Here is a 25,646-nt window from a genome sequence, read left to right as displayed (position 1 = left end):
CGTCCCTGCCTACCGCCGGGGGCGTCTGCCCAGCCTTTATAAAGTGCGTATAATCCGCCGCCATGACCCGAACCCGAAATCCCCGTACCCCTCAGAAACGCCCGACCGGCCGCTCCCGCGCCTGGCTGGGCTGGGCTTTGAAGCTCAGCCTGGTCGGTTTGGTGATCGTCGCCGGCTTCGCGGTTTACCTCGATGCCGTCGTCCAGGAAAAGTTTTCCGGCAAGCGCTGGACCATTCCCGCCAAGGTGTATGCCCGGCCGCTGGAGCTGTTCACCGGCCAGAAACTGAGCAAGAACGACTTCCTCACCGAGCTGGATGCGCTCGGCTACCGGCGTGAAAGCGCGGCCAACGGCCCGGGCGCGGCGGCAGTCAACGGCAATACCGTCGAGCTCAATACCCGTGGCTTCCAGTTCTACGAGGGCATGGAGCCGGCGCAGTTCGTGCGTGTGCGCTTCTCCGGCGATTACGTGGCGGGCCTTTCCGGCGCCAACGGCAAGACGCTCGACGTAGTGCGCCTGGAGCCGTTGATGATCGGCGGCATCTATCCGAAAAACCTCGAAGACCGCATCCTGATCAAGATCGACCAGGTGCCGCCGTACCTGCTCGAAACCCTGGTGGCGACGGAAGACCGCGACTTCTACAGCCACTTCGGGGTGTCTCCCAAGTCCATCGCCCGGGCCATGTGGGTCAACACCTCGGCAGGTTCCATGCGTCAGGGTGGCAGTACCCTGACCCAGCAGCTGGTGAAGAACTTCTACCTCACCAGCGAGCGCAGCCTCAGCCGCAAGCTGACCGAGGCGATGATGGCCGTGCTGCTGGAATTGCACTACGACAAGCGCGAGATCCTCGAGGCCTACCTGAACGAGGTGTTCGTCGGCCAGGATGGCCAGCGTGCGGTGCACGGCTTCGGCCTCGCCAGCCAGTTCTTCTTCAGCCAACCGCTGTCGGAGCTGAAATTGCACCAGATCGCCTTGTTGGTGGGCATGGTCAAGGGGCCGTCCTATTACAACCCGCGTCGCTACCCCGACCGCGCCCTGGCCCGCCGCAACCTGGTACTCGACCTGGTGGCCGAGCAGGGCGTGGCCAGCCAGGCAGAAGTCGATGCAGCGAAGAAGATGCCGCTGGGCGTGACCAAGCGCGGCAGCCTGGCCGACAGCTCGTTCCCGGCGTTCCTCGACCTGGTCAAGCGTCAGCTGCGCCAGGACTACCGCGATGAAGACTTGACCGAAGAAGGCCTGCGCATCTTCACCAGCTTCGACCCGATCCTGCAAATGAAGGCCGAAACCTCGATGAGCGAGACCTTCAAGCGCCTGGCGGGCCGCAAGGGGGCGGACGAGGTTGAGTCGGCGATGGTCGTGACCAACCCGGAAACCGGTGAAGTGCAGGCACTGATCGGCAGCCGCCAGGCCGGCTTTGCCGGCTTCAACCGCGCCATCGATGCCGTGCGGCCGATTGGCTCGCTGGTCAAGCCAGCGGTGTACCTGACCGCGCTGGAGCAGCCGACCAGGTACACCCTGACCAGCCTGGTGCAGGACGAACCGTTCTCGGTCAAAGGTGCCGACGGCCAGGTCTGGCGCCCGCAAAACTACGACCGCCGCCCGCACGGCACCATCTACCTGTACCAGGGGCTGGCCAATTCCTACAACCTGTCGACAGCCAAGATCGGCCTGGATGTGGGCGTGCCCAATGTGATCAAGACCATTGGCCGGCTGGGTGTGAATGTCGACTGGCCAGCCTTCCCGGCCATGCTGCTGGGTGCCGGTGGCATGTCGCCGATGCAGGTCGCGACCATGTACCAGACCATCGCCAATGGCGGCTTCAACACCCCGATGCGCGGTATCCGCAGCGTGCTGACCGCCGAGGGCGAGCCGCTCAAGCGCTACCCGTTCCAGATCCAGCAAACTTTCGACCCGGGGGCTATCTACCTGGTGCAGAACGCCATGCAGCGGGTGATGCGCGAAGGCACAGGCCGCTCGGTGTACAACACGTTGCCGCGCAATCTCACCCTGGCGGGCAAGACCGGTACCAGTAACGATTCGCGTGACAGCTGGTTCTCCGGCTTCAGTCAGGACCTGCTGGCCGTGGTATGGATGGGCCGCGACGATAATGGCAAGACGCCATTTACCGGTGCTACCGGTGCCCTGCAGGTATGGACCAGCTTCATGAAAAAGGCCGACCCGCTGCCGCTGGACATGCCGCAACCGGACAACGTGGTGCAGGCCTGGATCGACCCGTACAGTGGCCACGGGTCTGATGGCAGCTGTCCGGGAGCGGTGCAGATGCCGTATATTCGCGGGAGTGAACCGCCCGCCGGCGCGGCCTGTGGCGGCGAGCAGGATCCAGTTGAATCGGTCATGGACTGGGTCAAGGGCTGGATGAATTAAGCACAGGCTGCATTGATGAGGTGTGACGTGAACAAGTGGCTGTTTCCTGCCGTGACGGCGCTGGCTGTGCTCCAGGGGTGCGCCAGCGTCCCACGCGGCAATATTCCGGTGGTCGACTCGAGCACCCGCGTGTCCAACAGCGAACGCGTGACGGCCAACCGCTCTGCCGGTGGCTATAACGCGGGCACCGCGCAGGCACAAACGCTGCCTGAGGACTCGGGCGTCACCGTGATGATCCCGCAGGGCGCGGGCGCTTCGAGCATCCAGACGTTCCCGGCGGCAAATGGCGCGGCGCCGATCAGCACCTCGCCGATTACCCCGGGGCCGATCACTCCAGGACCGATTACCACCGAACCGGTCAGTTCGGCACCTATGACCACCAACCCCAACCCGATCGCCGACGAACCCTTCGACATCGCGGCGATGACCAGCGCCCCGCAAAGCACCAGCGCGCCAACTGGTATTCCGCGTAGCAGCGCCACTGCAGGTGGCCTGTCGGCCGACGAGCAGCTGGACGGCCCGGTGCTGGCCCTGCTGACCACTGCGAAGACTCAGCAAGGCAGTGGTGACTTCAACGGTGCCGCCTCGAGCCTGGAGCGTGCCCAGCGCATTGCCCCACGCGAGCCGCAGGTGCTGTACCGCCTGGCCCAGGTGCGCCTGTCGCAAGGTGATGCGCCGCAGGCCGAGCAGTTGGCGCGTCGTGCCCTGACTTACGCCAACGGCCGCCCGAGCCTGCAGGCCGAGCTGTGGAACACCATCGCCCAGGCCCGCGAGAAGCAGGGTGACAGCGCTGGTGCCGCCCTGGCCCGGCAAAAGGCACGGGTCAATTCGTGATGATCGAGCAGCGCATTCTGGATATTGCCGACCACCTGCTGCTGATCGAGCGTGAGCTGCAGGTGCAAGGCTGGTGGGATGACGAGCCGCCAAGCGACGAGGCACTGGCCAGTGCTGTGCCTTTCGCTGTCGATACCCTCAGTTTCGAGCAGTGGCTGCAATGGATCTTCCTGCCGCGCATGAAGATCATCATCGAGCTGGGCCACCCGCTGCCCAACGCCTCCGGCATCCTGGTCATGGCCGAAACCGTGTTTACCGACCGGCCAGAGCAAAGTCGTGAGCTACGCCGCCTGTTGGCAGCATTTGATCAATTGATTGCTCCTTCCGCCTGATTTCTTCAGTTTTTCCTTCAAGGGCCGCAGATTGTGGCCCTTTTTTGTGGAAATCTTATTTATTCTGCTGCTGAAGCGATTTTTAGTGGTGGCAGGAATTCATCTTGGGGAAAAATTGGCAATAATTTTTCTTGACTTGTTGGCGCCGAATCAGAAGAATCCAATCTCCGCTGTAGAGGGACTGCCAGAAGCAGACCCGCTAAGCAGATCATGAGGCGCACACCCGCGCCGACCTGTTACACCCCGCAACGCGTTACCTCGCGCTGGGTGGGAAAACCCCGCAACACTCTGGGGCGCTCCCAATACTTGCTCAGTCAGTGCTGACGTTCGCTCATGCTCTGCTTGGCAGTAAACCTATTAAGACCCGTCCAGTGAGGACGGTATTCTGGCGTTTTAGAGGTGAACAACGTGGAGCTTTTATCTGGCGCTGAGATGGTCGTCCGCTTCTTGCGTGACGAAGGCGTTAAGCACATCTACGGGTACCCTGGTGGTGCTCTCCTGCATGTTTACGACGCGCTGTTCAAGGAACCGGAAGTCGAGCACATCCTGGTTCGTCATGAGCAGGCAGCTACCCATATGGCGGACGGCTACGCTCGCGCCACCGGCAAGGCCGGCGTGGTGCTGGTAACCTCCGGCCCGGGCGCGACCAATGCCATTACCGGTATTGCCACCGCCTACATGGACTCGATTCCGATGGTCATCCTGTCCGGCCAGGTGCCTAGCACCATGGTGGGTACCGATGCCTTCCAGGAAACCGACATGATCGGTATTTCGCGGCCGATCGTGAAGCACAGCTTCATGATCAAGCATGCCAGCGAAATCCCCGAAGTCTTGAAAAAAGCATTCTACCTGGCGCAATCCGGTCGCCCAGGCCCGGTCGTGGTCGACATTCCAAAAGATATGACCAACCCGGCAGAGAAGTTCGAATACGTCTACCCGAAAAAGGTCAAGCTGCGCTCCTACAGCCCGGCGGTACGCGGCCACTCCGGCCAGATCCGCAAGGCGGCCGAGATGCTGCTGGCGGCCAAGCGCCCGATCGTCTACTCCGGTGGCGGCGTGATCCTCGGTGGTGGCTCCGAAGCCCTGACCGAAATCGCCAAGTCGCTGAACCTGCCGGTCACCAATACCCTGATGGGGCTGGGTGGCTTCCCGGGTACCGACCGCCAGTTCCTCGGCATGCTGGGCATGCACGGCAGCTTCACTGCCAACATGGCCATGCACAATGCCGACGTCATCTTCGCCGTCGGTGCTCGCTTTGACGATCGCGTGGTCAACGGCCCGGCCAAGTTCTGCCCGAACGCCAAGATCATCCACATCGACATCGACCCGGCGTCTATCTCCAAGATGATCAAGGCCGACGTGCCGATTGTCGGCCCCGTCGACAGCGTGCTCAGCGAAATGCTCGGCATCCTCAAGGAAATCGGCGAGCAGCCTGACAAGGCGGCGCTGGATGCCTGGTGGAAGCAGATCGACGAATGGCGTGGCGATGGCGAGCTGTTCCCCTACGACAAGGGCGACGGCAATGTCATCAAGCCGCAGAAAGTCATCGAGACCCTGTGCGAAGTGACCAATGGCAATGCCTTCGTCACCTCCGACGTTGGCCAGCACCAGATGTTCGCGGCGCAGTACTACCGCTTCAACAAGCCGAACCGCTGGATCAACTCCGGTGGCCTGGGCACCATGGGCTTCGGCTTCCCGGCGGCGATGGGCGTCAAGCTCAACTTCCCGGATCAGGACGTGGCCTGCGTGACCGGTGAAGGCAGCATCCAGATGAACATCCAGGAGCTGTCCACCTGCATGCAGTACGGCCTGCCGGTGAAGATCGTCAACCTGAACAACGGTGTGCTGGGCATGGTCCGCCAGTGGCAGGACATGGCCTACAACGGTCGTCACTCGCACTCGTACGTCGAGTCGCTGCCTGACTTCATCAAGCTGGCCGAGGCCTATGGCCATGTGGGTATCCGCATCACCAGCCTGAAGGACCTCAAGCCGAAGCTGGAAGAAGCGTTTGCGATGAAGGACCGCCTGGTCTTTATCGACATCGCGGTTGACCGCAGTGAGCACGTCTATCCGATGCAGATCAAGGATGGCTCGATGCGTGACATGTGGCTGAGCAAGACGGAGCGTACCTGATATGCGGCACATCATCTCCCTGCTGCTGGAAAACGAACCAGGTGCGTTGTCCCGCGTGGTCGGCCTGTTCTCCCAGCGAAACTACAACATTGAAAGCCTGACCGTGGCGCCGACCGAAGACCCGACCCTGTCGCGTCTGACGCTGACCACCGTTGGCCATGACGAAGTGATCGAACAGATCACCAAGAACCTGAACAAGCTGGTCGAAGTGGTCAAGCTCGTCGACCTGTCGGAAAGCGCTCACATCGAGCGTGAACTGATGCTGGTCAAGGTCAAGGCCACCGGTGCCCAGCGCGCCGAGATCAAGCGCACCACGGATATCTTCCGTGGCCAGATCGTCGATGTGACCGCCAGCGTGTACACCGTACAGCTGAGCGGCACCAGCGACAAACTGGACAGCTTCATCCAGGCGATCGGCACTGCATCGATTCTCGAAACCGTGCGCAGCGGCGTTACCGGCATTGCCCGTGGCGACAAAGTGCTCAGCATCTAAATTCAAAAATTAGCGATGGCTCCGCAGGGGCCGAGATATAACCAGGGGTATTTTCATGAAAGTTTTCTACGATAAAGACTGCGACCTTTCCATCATCCAGGGTAAGAAAGTCGCCATCATCGGTTACGGTTCCCAGGGCCACGCTCAGGCGTGCAACCTGAAGGACTCCGGTGTAGATGTCACCATCGGTCTGCGTAAAGGTTCGGCCACCGTTGCCAAGGCAGAAGCCCATGGCCTGAAAGTGACCGACGTTGCCTCTGCCGTCGCTGCTGCCGACCTGGTCATGATCCTGACCCCGGACGAGTTCCAGGGCCAGCTGTACAAGCAGGAAATCGAGCCGAACATCAAGAAGGGCGCTACCCTGGCCTTCTCCCACGGCTTCGCGATCCACTACAACCAGGTCGTTCCGCGTGCCGACCTCGACGTGATCATGATCGCGCCGAAGGCACCTGGCCACACCGTGCGCTCCGAGTTCGTCAAAGGCGGCGGTATCCCTGACCTGATCGCCATCTACCAGGACGCTTCCGGCAATGCCAAGAACGTTGCCCTGTCGTACGCTTCGGGCGTAGGCGGCGGCCGTACCGGCATCATCGAAACCACCTTCAAGGACGAAACCGAAACCGACCTGTTCGGTGAGCAGGCCGTTCTGTGCGGCGGTACCGTCGAGCTGGTCAAGGCTGGTTTCGAGACCCTGGTCGAAGCTGGCTACGCGCCGGAAATGGCCTACTTCGAGTGCCTGCACGAGCTGAAGCTGATCGTTGACCTCATGTACGAAGGCGGCATCGCCAACATGAACTACTCGATCTCCAACAACGCCGAGTACGGTGAGTACGTAACCGGTCCGGAAGTCATCAACGAAGAATCCCGCAAGGCCATGCGCAACGCCCTGAAGCGCATCCAGGACGGCGAGTACGCGAAGATGTTCATCTCCGAAGGTGCTACCAACTACCCATCGATGACTGCCAAGCGCCGCAACAACGCCGCTCACGGCATCGAGATCATCGGCGAGCAACTGCGCTCGATGATGCCGTGGATCTCGGCTAACAAAATCGTCGACAAGACCAAGAACTGAGTCTTATCGAAAGATGAAAAACGCGGCTTCGGCCGCGTTTTTTCGTTCTGACTGTCAGCTTCTGGTATAAAGCAGACCAGTGGCCTGCCGTCAGAACCTGTTTTGCAGGCCCGTGTCGAACATTTTCCATCCTGTTGCAAGGTACCCTCCATGAGCGAACGTCCCGAAGAGCCGAACAAGCCCTCCGACGCCGAAAGCCTGCTACCTGTCGATGAGCACGTTGAAGAAGGGCATGACGCCGAAGGGCGCAAGGTGCGCCACCGTGGCATCTACCTGCTGCCCAACCTGTTTACCACCGCCAACCTGTTTGCCGGTTTCTATTCCATCATCAGCTCGATGAGCGCGCAGAGCGCCCTGAGCGCCGGAGACCCGCGCGAGGCGAGCAAGTACTTTGCCTTCGCCGCCATCGCCATCTTCGTGGCCATGGTGCTCGACGGCCTCGATGGCCGTGTTGCGCGTATGACCAACACCCAAAGCGCCTTTGGTGCCGAGTACGACTCGCTGTCGGACATGGTCGCCTTCGGTGTGGCTCCGGCTTTGCTCGCCTTTGGCTGGGCGCTTGGCGACATGGGCAAGGTCGGCTGGATGGTCGCCTTCATCTATGTGGCCGGTGCAGCACTGCGCCTGGCACGTTTCAATACCCAGGTCGGCACCGCCGACAAGCGCTACTTCATCGGCCTGGCCAGCCCGGCTGCCGCGGGTGTGGTCGCTGGTACCGTGTGGGCGTTCAGCGACTACGGCATCCAGGGCTCCAAGCTGTCGTTCCTGGTGGCGCTGCTGGTGGCCGCGGCCGGTATGTTGATGGTCAGCAATATCAAGTACAACAGCTTCAAGGAGCTGGACCTCAAGGGCCGTGTACCGTTTGTAGCGATTCTGGCCGTGGTGCTGGTGTTTGCCGTGGTGTTCAGCGACCCGCCTCGCATCTTGCTGCTGATCTTCCTCGCCTATGCGGCTTCGGGGCCTATCCAGTTCCTGCTGAAGTCGCGCCGTCGCAAAGCGTGACAATCATTTAATGCTGGAATAACCCGCCGGCTCCATAGTCTTACTGGTACATCCGTTATCCAGTGCTGTGGAGCCGCTCATGCTCATCAAGCTACCCAGGTCTTCCGAGTGCAAGGCATCGGAGATCACCCCCGAAGGCATCTACCTCTCCCGTCGTACCCTGCTGGGTGGCTCGTTGGCTGGCTTGGCCCTGGGCGCCTTGCCGAGCATGGCGCGTGCAACTGAAGCCAGCCGTTACGCCGATGTCGAGGTGGGCAGGGCGCCTGGCTGGTTCAATGAAAAGCTTGCGGCCGCCCGATGGCAGGCGGTAACGGTCACGGGCGAAGCAATCACACCGTTCAAGGATGCCACCCACTACAACAACTTCTATGAGTTCGGGCCCGACAAGGGCGACCCGGCAGCCAATGGCGACAGTCTGAAAACCGAGCCGTGGAGTGTTGTGGTCGATGGCGAAGTGAGCAAGCCCGGGCGCTATGCACTGGAAGACTTCGTGAAACCGTACCAGCTTGAGGAGCGCATCTATCGGCTGCGTTGCGTGGAGGCTTGGTCGATGGTCATTCCGTGGCTGGGCTTCCCGTTGGCGCAGGTGCTCAAGCAGGTCGAACCGACGTCCAAGGCGCGCTATGTGCGCTTCGAAACCCTGAAAGACCCGGAGCACATGCCGGGGCAGCGTTCGGGGTTCGCCTTGATCGACTGGCCTTATAGAGAAGGCTTGCGTCTGGATGAGGCGATGCATCCTTTGGCGATCCTGGCGGTTGGCATGTATGGCCGGGAGCTGCCCAACCAGAATGGCGCTCCGTTGCGGCTGGTGGTGCCGTGGAAGTATGGCTTCAAGAGCATCAAGTCGATCGTGCGTATCAGCCTGGTGGCCGAGCAACCGGGCACCACCTGGGAAGGGTTGGCGCCGGATGAATATGGGTTCTATGCCAATGTGAACCCGACGGTCGACCACCCCCGTTGGAGCCAGGCGCGTGAACGGCGGCTGCCCAGCGGGCTGTTCAGTCCCAATGTGCGGGAAACCCAGATGTTCAATGGCTATGCCGATGAAGTGGCGTCGCTGTATACCGGGCTTGATCTGCGGAAGAACTATTGATGCGTTACCCCTGGTTTCGTCTGGCCATCTTCATCGTGGGGTGCCTGTTCCCGGTCTGGTGGTTGTATGAGGCGGCGATGAATCTGCTAGGGCCTGACCCTGGCAAGATCATGATGGACCGGCTTGGGCTCGGGGCGTTGACCTTCCTGCTGGTTACCTTGGGCATGACGCCGCTGCAGAAGCTGACGGGATGGTCGGGCTGGATCGTGGTGCGCCGGCAACTGGGGTTATGGGTGTTTGCCTATATCGTGCTGCACATCCTGGCTTACCTGTTCTTTATCCTTGGGCTGGACTGGGGGCAGCTGACGGTTGAGTTGCGCAAGCGGCCTTACATTATTGTGGGTGCGCTTGGGTTTCTTGGGCTGCTGGCCCTGGCGGTTACCTCGAATCGGTATAGCCAGCGGCGGTTGGGTGCGCGTTGGAAGAAGCTGCACCGATTGGTGTACGTGATACTTGGGTTGGGGTTGCTGCATTTCTTGTGGATCGTGCGCTCGGATCTGCGGGAGTGGGCGATCTATGCGTTTATTGGGGCTGTGTTGATGGTGTTGCGGGTTCCCGCGGTTTCGCGGGTGCTGCCCAGGGTTGGACGGAGGCAGGGGAGGGTGGTTTGAGCGGGGTGGGGCTGCTAGGTGCCTGTCTTGGGATAGTATTGGCTTTGAGATGTGCCTGGCTTGAGTTTTCTGGCGCCTGTGAGATCGGGCGCCGCCCGCGCGGCGCATCGCGGGGCAAGCCCGCTCCCACATTTGTTGCAACGTGCCGAACCTGCCAGGCCATGGTTGCCCGCCTTGGTGCTCGTCTTGAGGCAGGTGGGGCGGCATCAATGCCCACCCCCGAGATCCAGCCATGCCAACAAGGCTGACAACCATGCCCTCACAGGCATGGCCACGTTGCAACAAATGTGGGAGCGGGCTTGCCCCGCGAAGCGCCGCGCGGGCGGCGCTCGATCTCACAGGCGCTGAAGGTATTGTGGCGAGCACTTAATGACCTTGATAAGGTCTTCGCCTGGAACATTTCAAATAAATGAAATTAAAGGTTGACGCCCCTCCGAATCCCCTTATAATGCGCCCCACTTCCAGCGACATCGGAACGAAAAACTCCTTGTTCATCAATGGGTTAAGTAGTTAAGAAGAAGCTGAAAGCGCTACGATCAACTGATCGACAGCGGTTGAGATGATGGTTGACAGCGCTTTTAAACGCTGTATGATTCGCCTCCCGCTACGAGAGATCGCGGCGAGTCAAGTGTTTGAAGCTAAACGAGTTTCTCGCAAAAAACTTCAAAATAAACGCTTGACAGCAAATGAGGAAAGCGTAGAATGCGCGCCTCGGTTGAGACGAAAAGCTCTTAACCAAACGCTCTTTAACAAATCGAATCAAGCAATTCGTGTGGGTGCTTGTGAGTACGGACTGATAGTCACAAAGATTATCAGCATCACAAGTGGCCATGCGAGAAATCACATAGTCATTTGAGATTGCTGAGCCAAGTTTAGGGTTTCTTAAAAACCCAAGCAGTATTGAACTGAAGAGTTTGATCATGGCTCAGATTGAACGCTGGCGGCAGGCCTAACACATGCAAGTCGAGCGGATGACGGGAGCTTGCTCCTTGATTCAGCGGCGGACGGGTGAGTAATGCCTAGGAATCTGCCTGGTAGTGGGGGACAACGTTTCGAAAGGAACGCTAATACCGCATACGTCCTACGGGAGAAAGCAGGGGACCTTCGGGCCTTGCGCTATCAGATGAGCCTAGGTCGGATTAGCTAGTTGGTGGGGTAATGGCTCACCAAGGCGACGATCCGTAACTGGTCTGAGAGGATGATCAGTCACACTGGAACTGAGACACGGTCCAGACTCCTACGGGAGGCAGCAGTGGGGAATATTGGACAATGGGCGAAAGCCTGATCCAGCCATGCCGCGTGTGTGAAGAAGGTCTTCGGATTGTAAAGCACTTTAAGTTGGGAGGAAGGGCAGTAAGCTAATACCTTGCTGTTTTGACGTTACCGACAGAATAAGCACCGGCTAACTCTGTGCCAGCAGCCGCGGTAATACAGAGGGTGCAAGCGTTAATCGGAATTACTGGGCGTAAAGCGCGCGTAGGTGGTTCGTTAAGTTGGATGTGAAAGCCCCGGGCTCAACCTGGGAACTGCATCCAAAACTGGCGAGCTAGAGTACGGTAGAGGGTGGTGGAATTTCCTGTGTAGCGGTGAAATGCGTAGATATAGGAAGGAACACCAGTGGCGAAGGCGACCACCTGGACTGATACTGACACTGAGGTGCGAAAGCGTGGGGAGCAAACAGGATTAGATACCCTGGTAGTCCACGCCGTAAACGATGTCAACTAGCCGTTGGAATCCTTGAGATTTTAGTGGCGCAGCTAACGCATTAAGTTGACCGCCTGGGGAGTACGGCCGCAAGGTTAAAACTCAAATGAATTGACGGGGGCCCGCACAAGCGGTGGAGCATGTGGTTTAATTCGAAGCAACGCGAAGAACCTTACCAGGCCTTGACATGCAGAGAACTTTCCAGAGATGGATTGGTGCCTTCGGGAGCTCTGACACAGGTGCTGCATGGCTGTCGTCAGCTCGTGTCGTGAGATGTTGGGTTAAGTCCCGTAACGAGCGCAACCCTTGTCCTTAGTTACCAGCACATTATGGTGGGCACTCTAAGGAGACTGCCGGTGACAAACCGGAGGAAGGTGGGGATGACGTCAAGTCATCATGGCCCTTACGGCCTGGGCTACACACGTGCTACAATGGTCGGTACAGAGGGTTGCCAAGCCGCGAGGTGGAGCTAATCTCACAAAACCGATCGTAGTCCGGATCGCAGTCTGCAACTCGACTGCGTGAAGTCGGAATCGCTAGTAATCGCGAATCAGAATGTCGCGGTGAATACGTTCCCGGGCCTTGTACACACCGCCCGTCACACCATGGGAGTGGGTTGCACCAGAAGTAGCTAGTCTAACCTTCGGGAGGACGGTTACCACGGTGTGATTCATGACTGGGGTGAAGTCGTAACAAGGTAGCCGTAGGGGAACCTGCGGCTGGATCACCTCCTTAATCGACGACATCAGCCTGCTGATGAGCTCCCACACGAATTGCTTGATTCATTGTAAAAGACGATGCTGTAACGCGACCCTGTTATAGGTCTGTAGCTCAGTTGGTTAGAGCGCACCCCTGATAAGGGTGAGGTCGGCAGTTCAAATCTGCCCAGACCTACCATTACATGGTTCAGCCGTAGAATACGGGGCCATAGCTCAGCTGGGAGAGCGCCTGCCTTGCACGCAGGAGGTCAGCGGTTCGATCCCGCTTGGCTCCACCACTTCCGCAGTACACAGTAACTTGTCAGAACTTAGAAATGAGCATTCAGATCGAATGTTGATTTCTGACTTTTGTCAGATCGTTCTTTAAAAATTCGGATATGTGATAGATATAGACTGATAGCCAGTTTCACTGCTGGTTAATCAGGCTAAGGTAAAATTTGTGAGTTCTGCTCGAAAGAGCAACATGCGAATTTTCGGCGAATGTCGTCTTCACAGTATAACCAGATTGCTTGGGGTTATATGGTCAAGTGAAGAAGCGCATACGGTGGATGCCTTGGCAGTCAGAGGCGATGAAAGACGTGGTAGCCTGCGATAAGCTTTGGGGAGTCGGCAAACAGACTGTGATCCAGAGATCTCTGAATGGGGGAACCCACTCAGCACAAGCTGAGTATCTTGTACTGAATACATAGGTGCAAGAAGCGAACCAGGGGAACTGAAACATCTAAGTACCCTGAGGAAAAGAAATCAACCGAGATTCCCTTAGTAGTGGCGAGCGAACGGGGACCAGCCCTTAAGTTGATTTGAGATTAGTGGAACGCTCTGGAAAGTGCGGCCATAGTGGGTGATAGCCCCGTACACGAAAATCTCTTGTCAATGAAATCGAGTAGGACGGAGCACGAGAAACTTTGTCTGAATATGGGGGGACCATCCTCCAAGGCTAAATACTACTGACTGACCGATAGTGAACCAGTACCGTGAGGGAAAGGCGAAAAGAACCCCGGAGAGGGGAGTGAAATAGAACCTGAAACCGTATGCGTACAAGCAGTGGGAGCCTACTTTGTTAGGTGACTGCGTACCTTTTGTATAATGGGTCAGCGACTTATATTCAGTGGCGAGCTTAACCGAATAGGGGAGGCGTAGCGAAAGCGAGTCTTAATAGGGCGTTTAGTCGCTGGGTATAGACCCGAAACCGGGCGATCTATCCATGGGCAGGTTGAAGGTTAGGTAACACTGACTGGAGGACCGAACCGACTACCGTTGAAAAGTTAGCGGATGACCTGTGGATCGGAGTGAAAGGCTAATCAAGCTCGGAGATAGCTGGTTCTCCTCGAAAGCTATTTAGGTAGCGCCTCATGTATCACTCCAGGGGGTAGAGCACTGTTTCGGCTAGGGGGTCATCCCGACTTACCAAACCGATGCAAACTCCGAATACCTGGAAGTGCCGAGCATGGGAGACACACGGCGGGTGCTAACGTCCGTCGTGAAAAGGGAAACAACCCAGACCGTCAGCTAAGGTCCCAAAGTCATGGTTAAGTGGGAAACGATGTGGGAAGGCTTAGACAGCTAGGAGGTTGGCTTAGAAGCAGCCACCCTTTAAAGAAAGCGTAATAGCTCACTAGTCGAGTCGGCCTGCGCGGAAGATGTAACGGGGCTCAAACCATGCACCGAAGCTACGGGTGTCATCTTACGATGACGCGGTAGAGGAGCGTTCTGTAAGCCTGTGAAGGTGAGTTGAGAAGCTTGCTGGAGGTATCAGAAGTGCGAATGCTGACATGAGTAACGACAATGCGAGTGAAAAACTCGCACGCCGAAAGACCAAGGTTTCCTGCGCAACGTTAATCGACGCAGGGTTAGTCGGTCCCTAAGGCGAGGCTGAAAAGCGTAGTCGATGGAAAACAGGTTAATATTCCTGTACTTCCAGTTATTGCGATGGAGGGACGGAGAAGGTTAGGCCAGCCTGGCGTTGGTTGTCCAGGTTTAAGGTGGTAGGCTGAAATCTTAGGCAAATCCGGGATTTCAAGGCCGAGAGCTGATGACGAGTTGCCTTTAGGCGACGAAGTGGTTGATACCATGCTTCCAAGAAAAGCTCCTAAGCTTCAGATAACTGGGAACCGTACCCCAAACCGACACAGGTGGTTAGGTAGAGAATACCAAGGCGCTTGAGAGAACTCGGGTGAAGGAACTAGGCAAAATGGCACCGTAACTTCGGGAGAAGGTGCGCCGGCGAGGGTGAAGGACTTGCTCCGTAAGCCCATGCCGGTCGAAGATACCAGGCCGCTGCGACTGTTTATTAAAAACACAGCACTCTGCAAACACGAAAGTGGACGTATAGGGTGTGACGCCTGCCCGGTGCCGGAAGGTTAATTGATGGGGTTAGCGCAAGCGAAGCTCTTGATCGAAGCCCCGGTAAACGGCGGCCGTAACTATAACGGTCCTAAGGTAGCGAAATTCCTTGTCGGGTAAGTTCCGACCTGCACGAATGGCGTAACGATGGCGGCGCTGTCTCCACCCGAGACTCAGTGAAATTGAAATCGCTGTGAAGATGCAGTGTATCCGCGGCTAGACGGAAAGACCCCGTGAACCTTTACTATAGCTTTGCACTGGACTTTGAATTTGCTTGTGTAGGATAGGTGGGAGGCTTTGAAGTGGGGACGCCAGTTCTCATGGAGCCATCCTTGAAATACCACCCTGGCAACTTTGAGGTTCTAACTCAGGTCCGTTATCCGGATCGAGGACAGTGTATGGTGGGTAGTTTGACTGGGGCGGTCTCCTCCCAAAGAGTAACGGAGGAGTACGAAGGTGCGCTCAGACCGGTCGGAAATCGGTCGTAGAGTATAAAGGCAAAAGCGCGCTTGACTGCGAGACAAACACGTCGAGCAGGTACGAAAGTAGGTCTTAGTGATCCGGTGGTTCTGTATGGAAGGGCCATCGCTCAACGGATAAAAGGTACTCCGGGGATAACAGGCTGATACCGCCCAAGAGTTCATATCGACGGCGGTGTTTGGCACCTCGATGTCGGCTCATCACATCCTGGGGCTGAAGCCGGTCCCAAGGGTATGGCTGTTCGCCATTTAAAGTGGTACGCGAGCTGGGTTTAGAACGTCGTGAGACAGTTCGGTCCCTATCTGCCGTGGACGTTTGAGATTTGAGAGGGGCTGCTCCTAGTACGAGAGGACCGGAGTGGACGAACCTCTGGTGTTCCGGTTGTCACGCCAGTGGCATTGCCGGGTAGCTATGTTCGGAAGAGATAACCGCTGAAAGCATCTAAGCGGGAAACTTGCCTCAAGATGAGATCTCACTGGGATCTTGAATCCCCTGAAGGGCCGTCGAAGACTACGACGTTGATAGGTTGGGTGTGTAAGCGCTGTGAGGCGTTGAGCTAACCAATACTAATTGCCCGTGAGGCTTGACCATATAACACCCAAGCAATTTGCTGACGCAGATTGCGGTGGTGAAGACGAAACGAACCGAAAGTTCGCACTGCTCACAAAAGCACCACAAATATCGCATATCCGAATTCGCTGGGCTGTCCATCTGGACATTCTGGCAACAGAATTTCTTGACGACCATAGAGCATTGGAACCACCTGATCCCATCCCGAACTCAGCAGTGAAACGATGCATCGCCGATGGTAGTGTGGGGTTTCCCCATGTGAGAGTAGGTCATCGTCAAGATTCATTTCGCAAAACCCCTATCTGCGCATGCAGGTAGGGGTTTTGTCTTTCTGGCCCAAAAGTTCGGGGCCTGCACAACCCTTCTCTGTGGGAGCGGGTTCACCCGCGAACACCGGCAAAGCCGGTGCCATCCACCGCGCTGCCTGCTTCGCGGCTAAAGCCGCTCCCAGGAGTCGCAGCAATAGTCAGGAATCGCGTCAGCCTGATGGCACTCGGCCCTTTCAGGCATTCGCATGATATCGTTCCCCCTCAGCCACCAGTGCCTGCCAGAGACCTCCCGATGCCCAACACCACTCACCTCCACCCCGGCTTCATGATCGTCCACGGCAACCGCCTCGACGACCTGCGCAGCCTGGTGGTGAGCTGGATGCGTCGTTATCCCCTGGCGCCCCTGGAAAACGAAATCGCCCTGGTGCAAAGCAATGGCATCGCTCAATGGCTCAAGCTGGCCCTTGCCGAAGACCCTCGGGACGATGACCAGGGCGGCTGCGGCATCGCTGCGGCCATCGACGTGCAACTGCCAGGCAGCTTCATGTGGCAGCTGTACCGCAGCGTGCTGGGCCGCGACGAAATTCCCGAAGTCTCCCTGCTCGACAAGGCACCGCTGACCTGGCGCCTGATGCGCCTGCTTCCGGCTCTGATCGAACGCCCGCATTTCGAGCCGCTGCGGCGCTTCCTCACCGACGACAGCGACCTGCGCAAGCGCTACCAGCTCGCCGAGCGCCTGGCCGACCTGTTCGACCAGTATCAGGTCTACCGCGCCGACTGGCTCAAGGATTGGGCCGCTGGCGAGCATATCCTCAATACCGCCCGCGGCGAGCGCAAGGCGCTGCCCGCGGGCAACCGCTGGCAGGCCGAACTGTGGCGTGCATTGCTGGATGATGTTGGCGAGCAAGGCATGGAGCAAAGCCGCGCCGGGGTACATCAGCGTTTCATCGAACGGATCAACAGCCTGGAGCAGGCACCTGCCGGTCTGCCGGCCCGGGTGATCATATTTGGCATATCCTCGCTGCCAGCCCAGGCCCTTGAGGCACTGGCGGGCCTGGCACGCTTCAGCCAGGTGCTGCTATGTGTGCACAACCCCTGCCGCCACCACTGGGCCGATATCGTTGCCGACAAGGACCTGCTGCGCCACCAGTACAAGCGCCAGCAACGCAAGCAGGGCATGCCCTTGCAGCTGGACGACCAGTCGCTGCACCAGCATGCCCACCCCTTGCTGGCTGCCTGGGGTAAACAAGGCCGCGACTACATCAACCTCCTCGACAGCTACGATGACCCTGGCAGTTACCAGGGCGTATTCAGCGACGGCCGCATTGACCTGTTCAGTGACGGCTCGCCCACCACGCTGCTCAGCCAGTTGCAGGACGACATCCTCGAGCTGCGCCCGCTCGCCGAAACCCGCGAGCGTTGGCAACCAGTCGAGCCGGCGAAGGACCGCTCGATCCGCTTCCACATCGCCCACAGCCCGCAACGTGAAGTGGAGATCCTTCACGACCAGCTGCTGGCCCGGTTCAGCGCCGACCCAACCCTGCGCCCACGTGATGTGATCGTCATGCTGCCGGCCATCGATACCTACGCGCCGCATATTCGCGCCGTATTCGGCCAGTTGCAGCGCAACGATCCGCGCTACATCCCGTTCACCCTGGCCGACCAGGGCCAGCGTGGCCGCGAACCTTTGCTGATTGCTCTCGAGCACCTGCTCAAACTGCCGGACAGCCGCTTCGCGGTCAGCGAAGTGCTCGACCTGCTGGACGTGCCGGCAGTCCGCGCCCGTTTCGGCATTCGTGAAAACGACCTGCCCACCTTGCACCGCTGGATCGAGGGGGCCGGCATCCGCTGGGGCCTCAATGCCGAGCAGCGGGCCAGCTTGGGCCTGCCCGCAGGGCTGGAACAGAACAGCTGGCGGTTCGGCCTGCGGCGCATGCTGCTGGGTTATGCCGTAGGCGTGGGCGAGGCCTGTGACGGCATCGAACCCTACGATGAAATCGGTGGCCTGGATGCGGCACTGATCGGCCCGCTGGTCGCATTGCTCGACGCCCTCGAAGTAGCCAGCCAGGCCTTGTCCGAGCCTGCCACTGTCAGCCAGTGGGGCGAGCGGCTGCATGCCTTGCTGCAAGTGTTTTTCCTGGCCGAAGGCGAGCGCGACGAGTTCCTGCTGATGCAGCTGCAGGATCTGCGTGACAGCTGGCTTGAAGTGTGCGAAGCCGTCGGTCTGCAAGACCCATTGCCGCTGACCGTAGTGCGCGAAGCCTGGCTCTCGGGCCTCGACCAGGGCAAGTTGTCCCAGCGCTTCCTCGCCGGCTCGGTCAACTTCTGTACCCTCATGCCGATGCGCGCCATCCCGTTCCGGGTGGTCTGCCTTCTGGGCATGAACGACGGCGATTATCCCCGCGCCCAGCAGCCGCTGGACTTCGACCTGATGGCCAGCGACTACCGCCCTGGTGACCGCTCGCGCCGTGAGGATGACCGCTACCTGCTGCTCGAAGCGCTGTTATCGGCCCGCGACCAGCTGTATGTCAGCTGGGTCGGGCGCAGCATCCGCGACAACAGCGAACGCCCGGCCTCGGTCCTGATCGGCCAGTTGCGCGACCACCTTGCCGCCGGCTGGCAGCTGGCAACTGTGGAGCCGGGGCAGCCAGCAGAGCCGGGCGAGCAACTGCTGCACGCACTGACCCAGGAGCATCCGCTGCAACCTTTCAGCCCACGTTACTTCCAGAAAGACAGCCCGCTGTTCAGCTTTGCTCACGAATGGCAGGTACTGCACCAGCAAGGCCACGAAGAGGAGCAGGGTGACCCCGGCCTGCCGCCTTATCATGCTGATGAGGCTTTGAGCCTGGCCCAGTTGAGTGATTTCCTGCGCCACCCTGTGCGGCACTTCTTCAGTCAGCGCCTGAAGGTGTACTTCGAAGCGCTGGCAGCACCGACCCCGGACGAGGAACCCTTCGTCCTCGATACGCTGCAACGGTACGGCGCCAGTGAAAGCCTGCTGGGTGCAGCGCTGGCCGAGCCGGACAATGCCGAACAGGCCCTGCAGGCCCAGGCCCGGCGCTTGCAGGCCTGCGGCGTGCTGCCCCTGGCCGGCTTCGGCGAGCTGCTGCAGCGCGAGCTGATCGAACCCCTGCCAGACCTGCTGCAACGCCACCGCCAGTTGTTGCAACGCTGGCCACAGCTGGTCGAGGGGGCATTGCCTGTGCATTTCGAGCACGGCTCGCACTGCCTCGAAGGCTGGCTTGGGCGGGTGTTCCAGGCAGATGACCAGAGCCTGCTCAGCATAACCACGGTCCCCAACACCATCAGTGCCGGGCGTAACGCCCTCAAGTGGCACCGCCTGATCGCGCCCTGGGTCACGCACCTGGCGGCCTGCGCGGCGGGCTACCCCTACAACAGCGCACTGGTGGCCAGCGACCTGACCCTGCTGCTCGCGCCACTGCCGCAAGCGCAGGCGGCGCAGTTGCTGGGCGACCTGCTGGTAGCCCGCCAGGCGGCGATGAATGCGCCATTGCCGGTCGCGGCCAAGACTGCGTTCGCCTGGCTGGCCCAGGACGATAGCGACAAAGCCCTGGCTGCTGCAGCCCGCGCGTACGAAGGTGACGAGCGCACCAGCTTCGGCGAGCGCAGTGAAAGCATCGCCCTGGCCCGACAGTATCGCGATTTCGCCGCTCTCACCGCTGATGAAACCTTCGAAGGTTGGTGCGAAGCCTTGTACCGCCCATTGTTCAACGCCCCGTGGCAGGCCCTGGGCAACCCGGAGAAAGGCGCATGACCCAGGACCGTCCCCTGGCACTGAGTTTCCCCCTGCATGGCAGCCAGCTGATCGAGGCCAGCGCCGGCACGGGCAAGACTTTCACCATTTCGGCGCTTTACCTGCGCCTGATCCTCGGTCACGGCGGCGAGCAGGGTTTCGATCGCGAACTGCTGCCACCGCAGATCCTCGTGGTGACCTTCACCGACGCCGCCACCAAAGAGCTGCGCGAACGTATCCGTGCCCGCCTGGCCGAAGCTGCGCGGTTCTTCCGTGGCGAGCTGGAGGCGGCGGACCCGCTGCTGCACCAGCTGCGTGACGACTACCCGGAAGAAGCCTGGCCACGCTGTGCCGGGCGCCTGGAAATCGCCGTGCAGTGGATGGACGAGGCTGCGGTATCGACCATCCACGGCTGGTGCCAGCGCATGCTGCGCGAACATGCCTTCGACAGCGGCAGCCTGTTCACCCAGACCCTGGAAACCGACCACAGCGAGTTGTTGGGCCAGGTCATGCGCGATTACTGGCGACGCTTCTGCTATGGCATGCAAGGTGATGCGCTGGCCTGGGTGCGCGCCCACTGGGGCAGCCCCGATGCCTTGCTGCCGCGGATACGCCCGCTGTTCGGTCGCGTGCGCGCGCAGCAGGACGGGCCAGAGCCTGCGGCACTGATCAAGGCATCGCTGCAGCAGCGTGGCGAGCAGCTGGCCCGGCTCAAGGCGCCTTGGGCGCAATGGGCCGAAGAACTGCGGCAGATCTGCCGGGATGCGCTGGCCGCCAAACAGGTCGATGGCCGCAAGATGCAGGCCCGTTACTTCGAACCCTGGTTCGACAAGCTCTGCGCCTGGGCCGCGGACGACCAACTGGCGGAACTCGATCTGGGCACCGGCTTCACCCGCCTGACTCCGGCGGGTATGGCCGAAGCCTGGAAGGGCGCACCACCCGAGCACCCGGCCCTCGACGCCATGCAGAGCTTGCAGCAACAGTTGCAGGCTCTGGACAGCCCGGATGCCTCGTTGCTTGAGCATGCCGCCAACTGGGTATCGGCACGCTTCGAAGTGGAGAAGCGTCGGCGCGCGGAAATGGGTTTCGACGACATGCTCCTGCGCCTGCAGCACGCCTTGGCCAGCGAGGCCGGAGAGCGCCTGGCCAGCCTGATCCGCGAGCAGTTTCCGGTGGCGTTGATCGACGAGTTCCAGGACACCGACCCGGTGCAGTACGGCATCTTCGAGCGCATCTACCAGATCAGTGAAAACCGCGCCGAAACCGGCCTGTTCATGATCGGCGACCCCAAGCAGGCGATCTATGCCTTCCGTGGTGCCGACATCTACACCTACCTCGCCGCCCGCCGTGCCACCAGTGGTCGCCTGCACAGCCTTGGCACCAACTACCGCTCCAGCAAAGCCATGGTCGCGGCGGTCAACCAGGTGTTCCTGCAGGCCGAGGCGCGGGAGGCAGGGCGCGGCGCATTCCTGTTCCGCGAGGCCGATGACAACCCGCTGCCGTTCATCGAGGTGCGCGCCAAAGGCCGTGGCGAGCAGCTGTTGATCGATGGTGAAGCTTGCGCAGCCCTGCAGTGCTGGCAACTGCAAAGCGAAGAGCCGGTCTCCGGCAGCGTATACCGCCAGCAGCTGGCAGCCAGTTGCGCCAGCCATATCGTCGCCTTGCTCAATGGTGGCCAACAGGGCACGGCGGGTTTTCAGAATGCCGAGGGCGAACTGCGCCCGTGCCTGCCATCGGACATCGCCATCCTGGTGCGCGATGGCCATGAAGCGCAAATGATCCGCGCCGAACTGGCCGCGCGCGAGGTGCGTAGTGTGTATCTGTCCGACAAGGACTCGGTATTCGCCGCCCAGGAGGCCCACGACCTGTTGGCCTGGCTCAAAGCCTGCGCCGAGCCCGATTCGGAGCGCCTGCTCAAGGCCGCCCTGGCCAGCCTCACCCTCGATTTGTCGCTGGCTGCGCTGGACCGCCTGAACCAGGACGAGCGGGTCTGGGAAGACTGGGTCATGCGCTTTCGCCGTTACCGCGACACTTGGCAGCGCCAGGGCGTGCTGCCGATGCTTCGGCACCTGCTGCATGACTTCCAGTTGCCGCGTACCCTGATCCGCCGCAGCGATGGCGAGCGGGTGCTGACCAACCTGCTGCACCTGGCCGAACTGTTGCAGCAGGCCGCTGGTGAACTGGACGGCGAACAGGCGCTGATCCGCCACCTGGCCGAACATCTGGCCCGTTCCGGCCAGGCTGGTGAAGAGCAGATACTGCGGCTGGAGAGTGATGAGCAACTGGTAAAGGTGGTGACCATTCACAAGTCCAAGGGCCTGGAATACCCCTTGGTCTACCTGCCGTTCATCTGCACCAGCAAACCGGTGGACGGCAGCCGCCTGCCGCTGGCCTGGCATGATAGCCAGGGCAACGCCCATCTCACCCTCACCCCAGACCAGGAACAGATCGAGCGCGCCGACGATGAGCGCCTGGCCGAAGACTTGCGCCTGCTCTATGTGGCCCTGACCCGTGCCCAGCATGCCTGCTGGCTGGGTGTCGCCGACCTCAAGCGGGGCAACCAGAAGAGCTCGCAACTGCACCGCTCTGCGTTCGGCTACCTGCTGGGAGGTGGCCTCGCCCTGCCGAGCTCGCAACAACTGACGGACTGGTTGCAGGCCTTGGCTGCAACGTGCCCGCACATCAGCTGCCCGGGCCTGCCGCCGGCAGATGAGCAGGTGTATCGCATGCCGCACGCCGAGCGTGAGCTGCTGCCTGCCCGCAAGCCGCGCCGCGCAGCGGGCGCCGAGCATTGGTGGATTGCCTCGTACAGTGCCCTGCGCGTCGGCGACCAGACCCTCGGTGCCGACAGCTCCCAGGCCCAACAGTTACTGGATGATGAAGTGGTCGATACTCAGGTGCTGCGCGAGGTCCCGGCCGACAGTGGCGACATCCACCGCTTCCCGCGCGGGCCAAACCCCGGCACCTTTCTGCATGGCTTGCTGGAATGGGTTGGCCGCGAGGGCTTCAGCCAGGTCAGCAGCAATACACAGCTGATCGAGCGAACCGTTGGCCAGCGCTGCAATCGTCGCGACTGGACCGGCTGGATCTCCACCCTGACCCAATGGCTGCAGCGCCTGCTGGGCGAAGCGTTGCCGTTACCGGGCAGCGACCTTGGCGTGACGCTCGGGCAGTTGCGCCACTACCAGATCGAAATGGAGTTCTGGTTCGCCAGCCATCAGGTCGATGCCGAACAGCTCGACCGCCTGGTGGTACGTCACACCCACCGCGGCCTGGCGCGGCCGGCGGCACAGCCGACCTTGCTCAATGGCATGTTCAAGGGTTTCATCGACCTGGCCTTCGAGCTGGACGGGCGTTACTACGTGACCGACTACAAATCCAACTGGCTGGGGCCGGATATCCAGGCCTACGATGCCCTGGCCATGGAAAAGGCCATCCTCGAACATCGCTACGACCTGCAGTACGTGCTGTACCTGCTGGCCCTGCATCGCCAGTTGCGCGCCCGCCTGCCTGACTACGACTACGACCGCCATGTCGGCGGCGCCCTGTTCATCTTCCTGCGAGGCGCCAGCAGTAGCGGCCACGGCGTTTACCACGCCAAGCCACCGCGTGAGCTGATCGAAAGCCTCGATGCGCTGTTCCGTGGCGAGCACCCGCCCGTACAGCAGGACCTGTTTGCTGGAGCCGTGATATGAGCCGGAGCCTCGTCGACCTGTTGCCCACCCCGCTGCACGCCGAGCACCTGCTCGCACTGGCGCCACAGCATGACAGCGGCGACCTGCTGCAACTGCTCGACCGCTGGGTGGAGCGAGGCTGGCTGCGTGCCCTGGACCGTGCGTTCGTATCTTTCCTGGAAGAGCGAGCCCCCGGTAGCGACCCCCTGTTGTTGCTGGCCGCCGCCCTGGCCAGCCATCAACTGGGCCACGGCCATGTCTGCCTCGACCTGCAGCAAACCCTGGCCGAGCCCGATTTCGCCCTGTCGTTGCCACCTGAAGGCGATGCCTTGACCGGCCCCTTGCTGCTGCCTTCGCAGTTGCTGGCCAACCTCGACCTGCACACTTGGCGCCAGCGCATTGCCGCCAGCCCGCTGGTGGCGGCCGGTGATACCCCGGGCCAGCAAGCGCGGCCTCTGGTGCTCAGCGGCGAGCGCCTGTACCTGCGCCGTTACTGGAGTTACGAGCGGCGCATCGACCATACCCTACGCCAGCGCCTGTCCCAGGTCGAAGCGCCGCCGGGCGACCTGCCTGGCCGTCTGGCGCAGCTGTTCGACGGTGGTGCGCCGGCTGGCCAGGTGGACTGGCAGAAGCTCGCCTGTGCACTGGCCACCCGCGCCGGTTTCAGCATCATCACCGGCGGCCCCGGCACCGGTAAGACGACTACCGTGGTCCGCCTGCTGGCCTTGCTGCAGGCGCCGGCGGTGGAGCAGGGCAGGCCACTGCGCATTCGCCTGGCCGCGCCGACCGGCAAGGCGGCCGCGCGCCTGACCGAATCCATCGGCCAGCAGGTCGAGCGCCTGCAGGTCAGCCCCGAGGTGCGCGGTCAGATCCCCACCGAGGTCAGCACGGTACACCGCTTGCTCGGCAGCCGCCCTGGTTCGCGGCACTTCCGCCACCATGCCGGCAACCCGCTGCCGTTGGACGTGCTGGTGGTCGACGAAGCGTCGATGATCGACCTGGAAATGATGGCCAACCTGCTCGATGCCCTGCCGCCACGGGCACGCCTGGTACTGCTGGGCGACAAGGACCAGCTTGCCTCGGTCGAGGCCGGCGCGGTATTGGGCGACCTGTGCCGGGATGCCGAGGAGGGCTGTTACTCGCCGGCTACCGAGGCATGGCTGGAGCAGACCGGTGGCGAGTCGCTGGCGGGCAGCGGCCTCAAGGCTGGCGATGAGCAGCGCAACCCGCTGGCCCAGCAGGTGGTGATGCTGCGTTTCTCGCGGCGTTTCGGCGAAGGCAGCGGCATTGGCCAGCTGGCCCGGCTGGTCAACCGCCAGGATTCCCATGCGGCGCGCAACCTGCTGGCCGCGCCGCCTCCCGATGTGCACAGCCTGGCCCTGAAGCACGAACAGGATCGCGCCTTCGACCGCCTGCTGCTCGACGGACTCAACCGCGGCAGCGACGGTCCGCAGGGTTACCGCAGTTACCTGCGCACCCTTGGGCGCTTCCGCCCGGCCCTCGATACCGCCATTGACGACCCCGCGTGGGAGCAATGGGCGGGCAAGGTGCTGCACAGCTTCGAGGACTTCCAGTTGCTGTGTGCGGTACGCCGCGGCGCCTGGGGTGTCGAAGGCCTCAACGAGCGGGTGGCCCGGGTGCTGCACAATGCCGGGCTGATCGACAGCCAGCAGCCCTGGTACGAAGGGCGCCCGGTGCTGGTGACCCGCAACGACTACGGCCTGGGCCTGATGAACGGTGACATCGGCATCGCCCTGCGCCTGCCGGATGAGCGCGGCGAACCCTTGCTGCGCGTGGCCTTCCCGCGTAACGACGGCAGTGGCGGCGTGCGCTTCGTCCTGCCCAGCCGCCTGAACGAAGTGGAAACGGTATTCGCCATGACCGTGCACAAGTCCCAGGGCTCGGAGTTCAGCCACACCGCGCTGGTGCTGCCGGATGCGCTCAACCCGGTGCTGACCAAGGAGCTGGTATACACCGGCATTACCCGCGCCAAGCACTGCTTCAGCCTGGTCGAGCCTCGCCAGGGTATTTTCGAAGAAGCGGTCGCGCGCAAGGTACGGCGTATTTCCGGGTTGATGCTGGAGCAGGTCTGACACCGGGCGCACTCCTCTGTAGGAGCGGCCTTGTGTCGCGAAAGGGCCGCAAAGCGGCCCCAGATATCAGCAGCGCAGCAGAGATC

General features: G+C 60.9%; 12 protein-coding genes, 2 tRNA genes and 3 rRNA genes. All 17 read left to right on the top strand.

The genetic code is table 11. From position 1 onward, the window contains the following. The first annotated feature begins 62 nt into the window (after positions 1-62). The 17 genes from mrcB to recD all read left to right on the top strand — a co-directional run bounded on the left by mrcB (position 63) and on the right by recD (position 25,560). Entirely contained in the window at positions 63-2,384 is a 2,322-nt protein-coding gene (gene mrcB, locus RIN61_RS07745; protein WP_112250061.1) for a penicillin-binding protein 1B, read from the top strand. 15 nt (positions 2,385-2,399) lie between these two features. Further along, the gene (locus RIN61_RS07740; protein ID WP_207877306.1) at positions 2,400-3,218 is read left to right on the top strand and encodes a tetratricopeptide repeat protein; all 819 of its coding nucleotides are present in this window, start codon (positions 2,400-2,402) and stop codon (positions 3,216-3,218) included. After that, on the top strand, positions 3,218-3,550 hold the full coding sequence (locus RIN61_RS07735; RefSeq protein WP_112250065.1) for a YqcC family protein: 333 nt from the start codon (positions 3,218-3,220) through the stop codon (positions 3,548-3,550). The genes RIN61_RS07740 and RIN61_RS07735 overlap by 1 nt, the downstream gene beginning before the upstream one ends. 408 nt (positions 3,551-3,958) lie before the next feature. After that, complete coding sequence (locus tag RIN61_RS07730) at positions 3,959-5,683, top strand: acetolactate synthase 3 large subunit (protein ID WP_112250074.1); 1,725 nt, start codon at positions 3,959-3,961, stop codon at positions 5,681-5,683. Position 5,684: 1 nt separating this feature from the next. Then, entirely contained in the window at positions 5,685-6,176 is a 492-nt protein-coding gene (gene ilvN / locus RIN61_RS07725; RefSeq protein ID WP_003250040.1) for an acetolactate synthase small subunit, read from the top strand. A 55-nt stretch (positions 6,177-6,231) separates the two neighbouring features. Further along, positions 6,232-7,248: a ketol-acid reductoisomerase gene (gene ilvC / locus RIN61_RS07720; RefSeq protein WP_054885606.1), complete on the top strand. Its 1,017-nt coding sequence runs from the start codon at positions 6,232-6,234 to the stop codon at positions 7,246-7,248. Between the two features lie 150 nt (positions 7,249-7,398). Then, positions 7,399-8,250: a CDP-diacylglycerol--serine O-phosphatidyltransferase gene (gene pssA / locus RIN61_RS07715; RefSeq protein ID WP_009685387.1), complete on the top strand. Its 852-nt coding sequence runs from the start codon at positions 7,399-7,401 to the stop codon at positions 8,248-8,250. A gap of 79 nt (positions 8,251-8,329) precedes the next feature. Next, on the top strand, positions 8,330-9,343 hold the full coding sequence (gene msrP, locus RIN61_RS07710; RefSeq protein WP_313856531.1) for a protein-methionine-sulfoxide reductase catalytic subunit MsrP: 1,014 nt from the start codon (positions 8,330-8,332) through the stop codon (positions 9,341-9,343). Next, positions 9,343-9,954: a protein-methionine-sulfoxide reductase heme-binding subunit MsrQ gene (gene msrQ / locus RIN61_RS07705; protein WP_075046405.1), complete on the top strand. Its 612-nt coding sequence runs from the start codon at positions 9,343-9,345 to the stop codon at positions 9,952-9,954. The genes msrP and msrQ overlap by 1 nt, the downstream gene beginning before the upstream one ends. Before the next feature lie 902 nt (positions 9,955-10,856). Beyond that, a 16S ribosomal RNA gene (locus RIN61_RS07700) occupies positions 10,857-12,393 on the top strand. Positions 12,394-12,478: 85 nt separating this feature from the next. After that, positions 12,479-12,555, top strand: a tRNA-Ile gene (locus RIN61_RS07695). 24 nt (positions 12,556-12,579) lie between these two features. Continuing rightward, positions 12,580-12,655 (top strand) — tRNA-Ala (locus RIN61_RS07690). 243 nt (positions 12,656-12,898) lie between these two features. Beyond that, a 23S ribosomal RNA gene (locus tag RIN61_RS07685) occupies positions 12,899-15,791 on the top strand. Positions 15,792-15,935: 144 nt separating this feature from the next. Beyond that, a 5S ribosomal RNA gene (rrf, locus tag RIN61_RS07680) occupies positions 15,936-16,051 on the top strand. Together the 16S, 23S and 5S rRNA genes with 2 tRNA genes alongside form the textbook arrangement of a ribosomal RNA operon. A gap of 280 nt (positions 16,052-16,331) precedes the next feature. After that, complete coding sequence (gene recC / locus RIN61_RS07675) at positions 16,332-19,814, top strand: exodeoxyribonuclease V subunit gamma (RefSeq protein ID WP_215520853.1); 3,483 nt, start codon at positions 16,332-16,334, stop codon at positions 19,812-19,814. Beyond that, positions 19,811-23,488, top strand: coding sequence for an exodeoxyribonuclease V subunit beta (recB, locus tag RIN61_RS07670; RefSeq protein WP_207879396.1), 3,678 nt, complete (start codon positions 19,811-19,813; stop codon positions 23,486-23,488). Before recC ends, recB begins: the two co-directional genes overlap by 4 nt. Further along, the gene (recD, locus tag RIN61_RS07665; protein WP_112250080.1) at positions 23,485-25,560 is read left to right on the top strand and encodes an exodeoxyribonuclease V subunit alpha; all 2,076 of its coding nucleotides are present in this window, start codon (positions 23,485-23,487) and stop codon (positions 25,558-25,560) included. The genes recB and recD overlap by 4 nt, the downstream gene beginning before the upstream one ends. Positions 25,561-25,646: the final 86 nt, after the last annotated feature.

Origin of the sequence: Pseudomonas inefficax, assembly GCF_032164165.1 — a bacterium.
GTDB classification, from domain to species: domain Bacteria; phylum Pseudomonadota; class Gammaproteobacteria; order Pseudomonadales; family Pseudomonadaceae; genus Aquipseudomonas; species Aquipseudomonas inefficax.
This window is presented reverse-complemented; position numbering and strand designations above follow the sequence as displayed.

What these genes read in the sequence shown, in the direction of transcription:
- recB (WP_207879396.1), top strand. Translation starts at nt 19,811, where the DNA reads ATGACCCAGGACCGTCCCCTGGCACTGAGTTTCCCCCTGCATGGCAGC.
- RIN61_RS07740 (WP_207877306.1), top strand. Translation starts at nt 2,400, where the DNA reads ATGAGGTGTGACGTGAACAAGTGGCTGTTTCCTGCCGTGACGGCGCTG.
- msrQ (WP_075046405.1), top strand. Translation starts at nt 9,343, where the DNA reads ATGCGTTACCCCTGGTTTCGTCTGGCCATCTTCATCGTGGGGTGCCTG.
- ilvN (WP_003250040.1), top strand. Translation starts at nt 5,685, where the DNA reads ATGCGGCACATCATCTCCCTGCTGCTGGAAAACGAACCAGGTGCGTTG.
- RIN61_RS07735 (WP_112250065.1), top strand. Translation starts at nt 3,218, where the DNA reads ATGATCGAGCAGCGCATTCTGGATATTGCCGACCACCTGCTGCTGATC.
- recD (WP_112250080.1), top strand. Translation starts at nt 23,485, where the DNA reads ATGAGCCGGAGCCTCGTCGACCTGTTGCCCACCCCGCTGCACGCCGAG.
- recC (WP_215520853.1), top strand. Translation starts at nt 16,332, where the DNA reads ATGCCCAACACCACTCACCTCCACCCCGGCTTCATGATCGTCCACGGC.
- ilvC (WP_054885606.1), top strand. Translation starts at nt 6,232, where the DNA reads ATGAAAGTTTTCTACGATAAAGACTGCGACCTTTCCATCATCCAGGGT.
- mrcB (WP_112250061.1), top strand. Translation starts at nt 63, where the DNA reads ATGACCCGAACCCGAAATCCCCGTACCCCTCAGAAACGCCCGACCGGC.
- pssA (WP_009685387.1), top strand. Translation starts at nt 7,399, where the DNA reads ATGAGCGAACGTCCCGAAGAGCCGAACAAGCCCTCCGACGCCGAAAGC.
- msrP (WP_313856531.1), top strand. Translation starts at nt 8,330, where the DNA reads ATGCTCATCAAGCTACCCAGGTCTTCCGAGTGCAAGGCATCGGAGATC.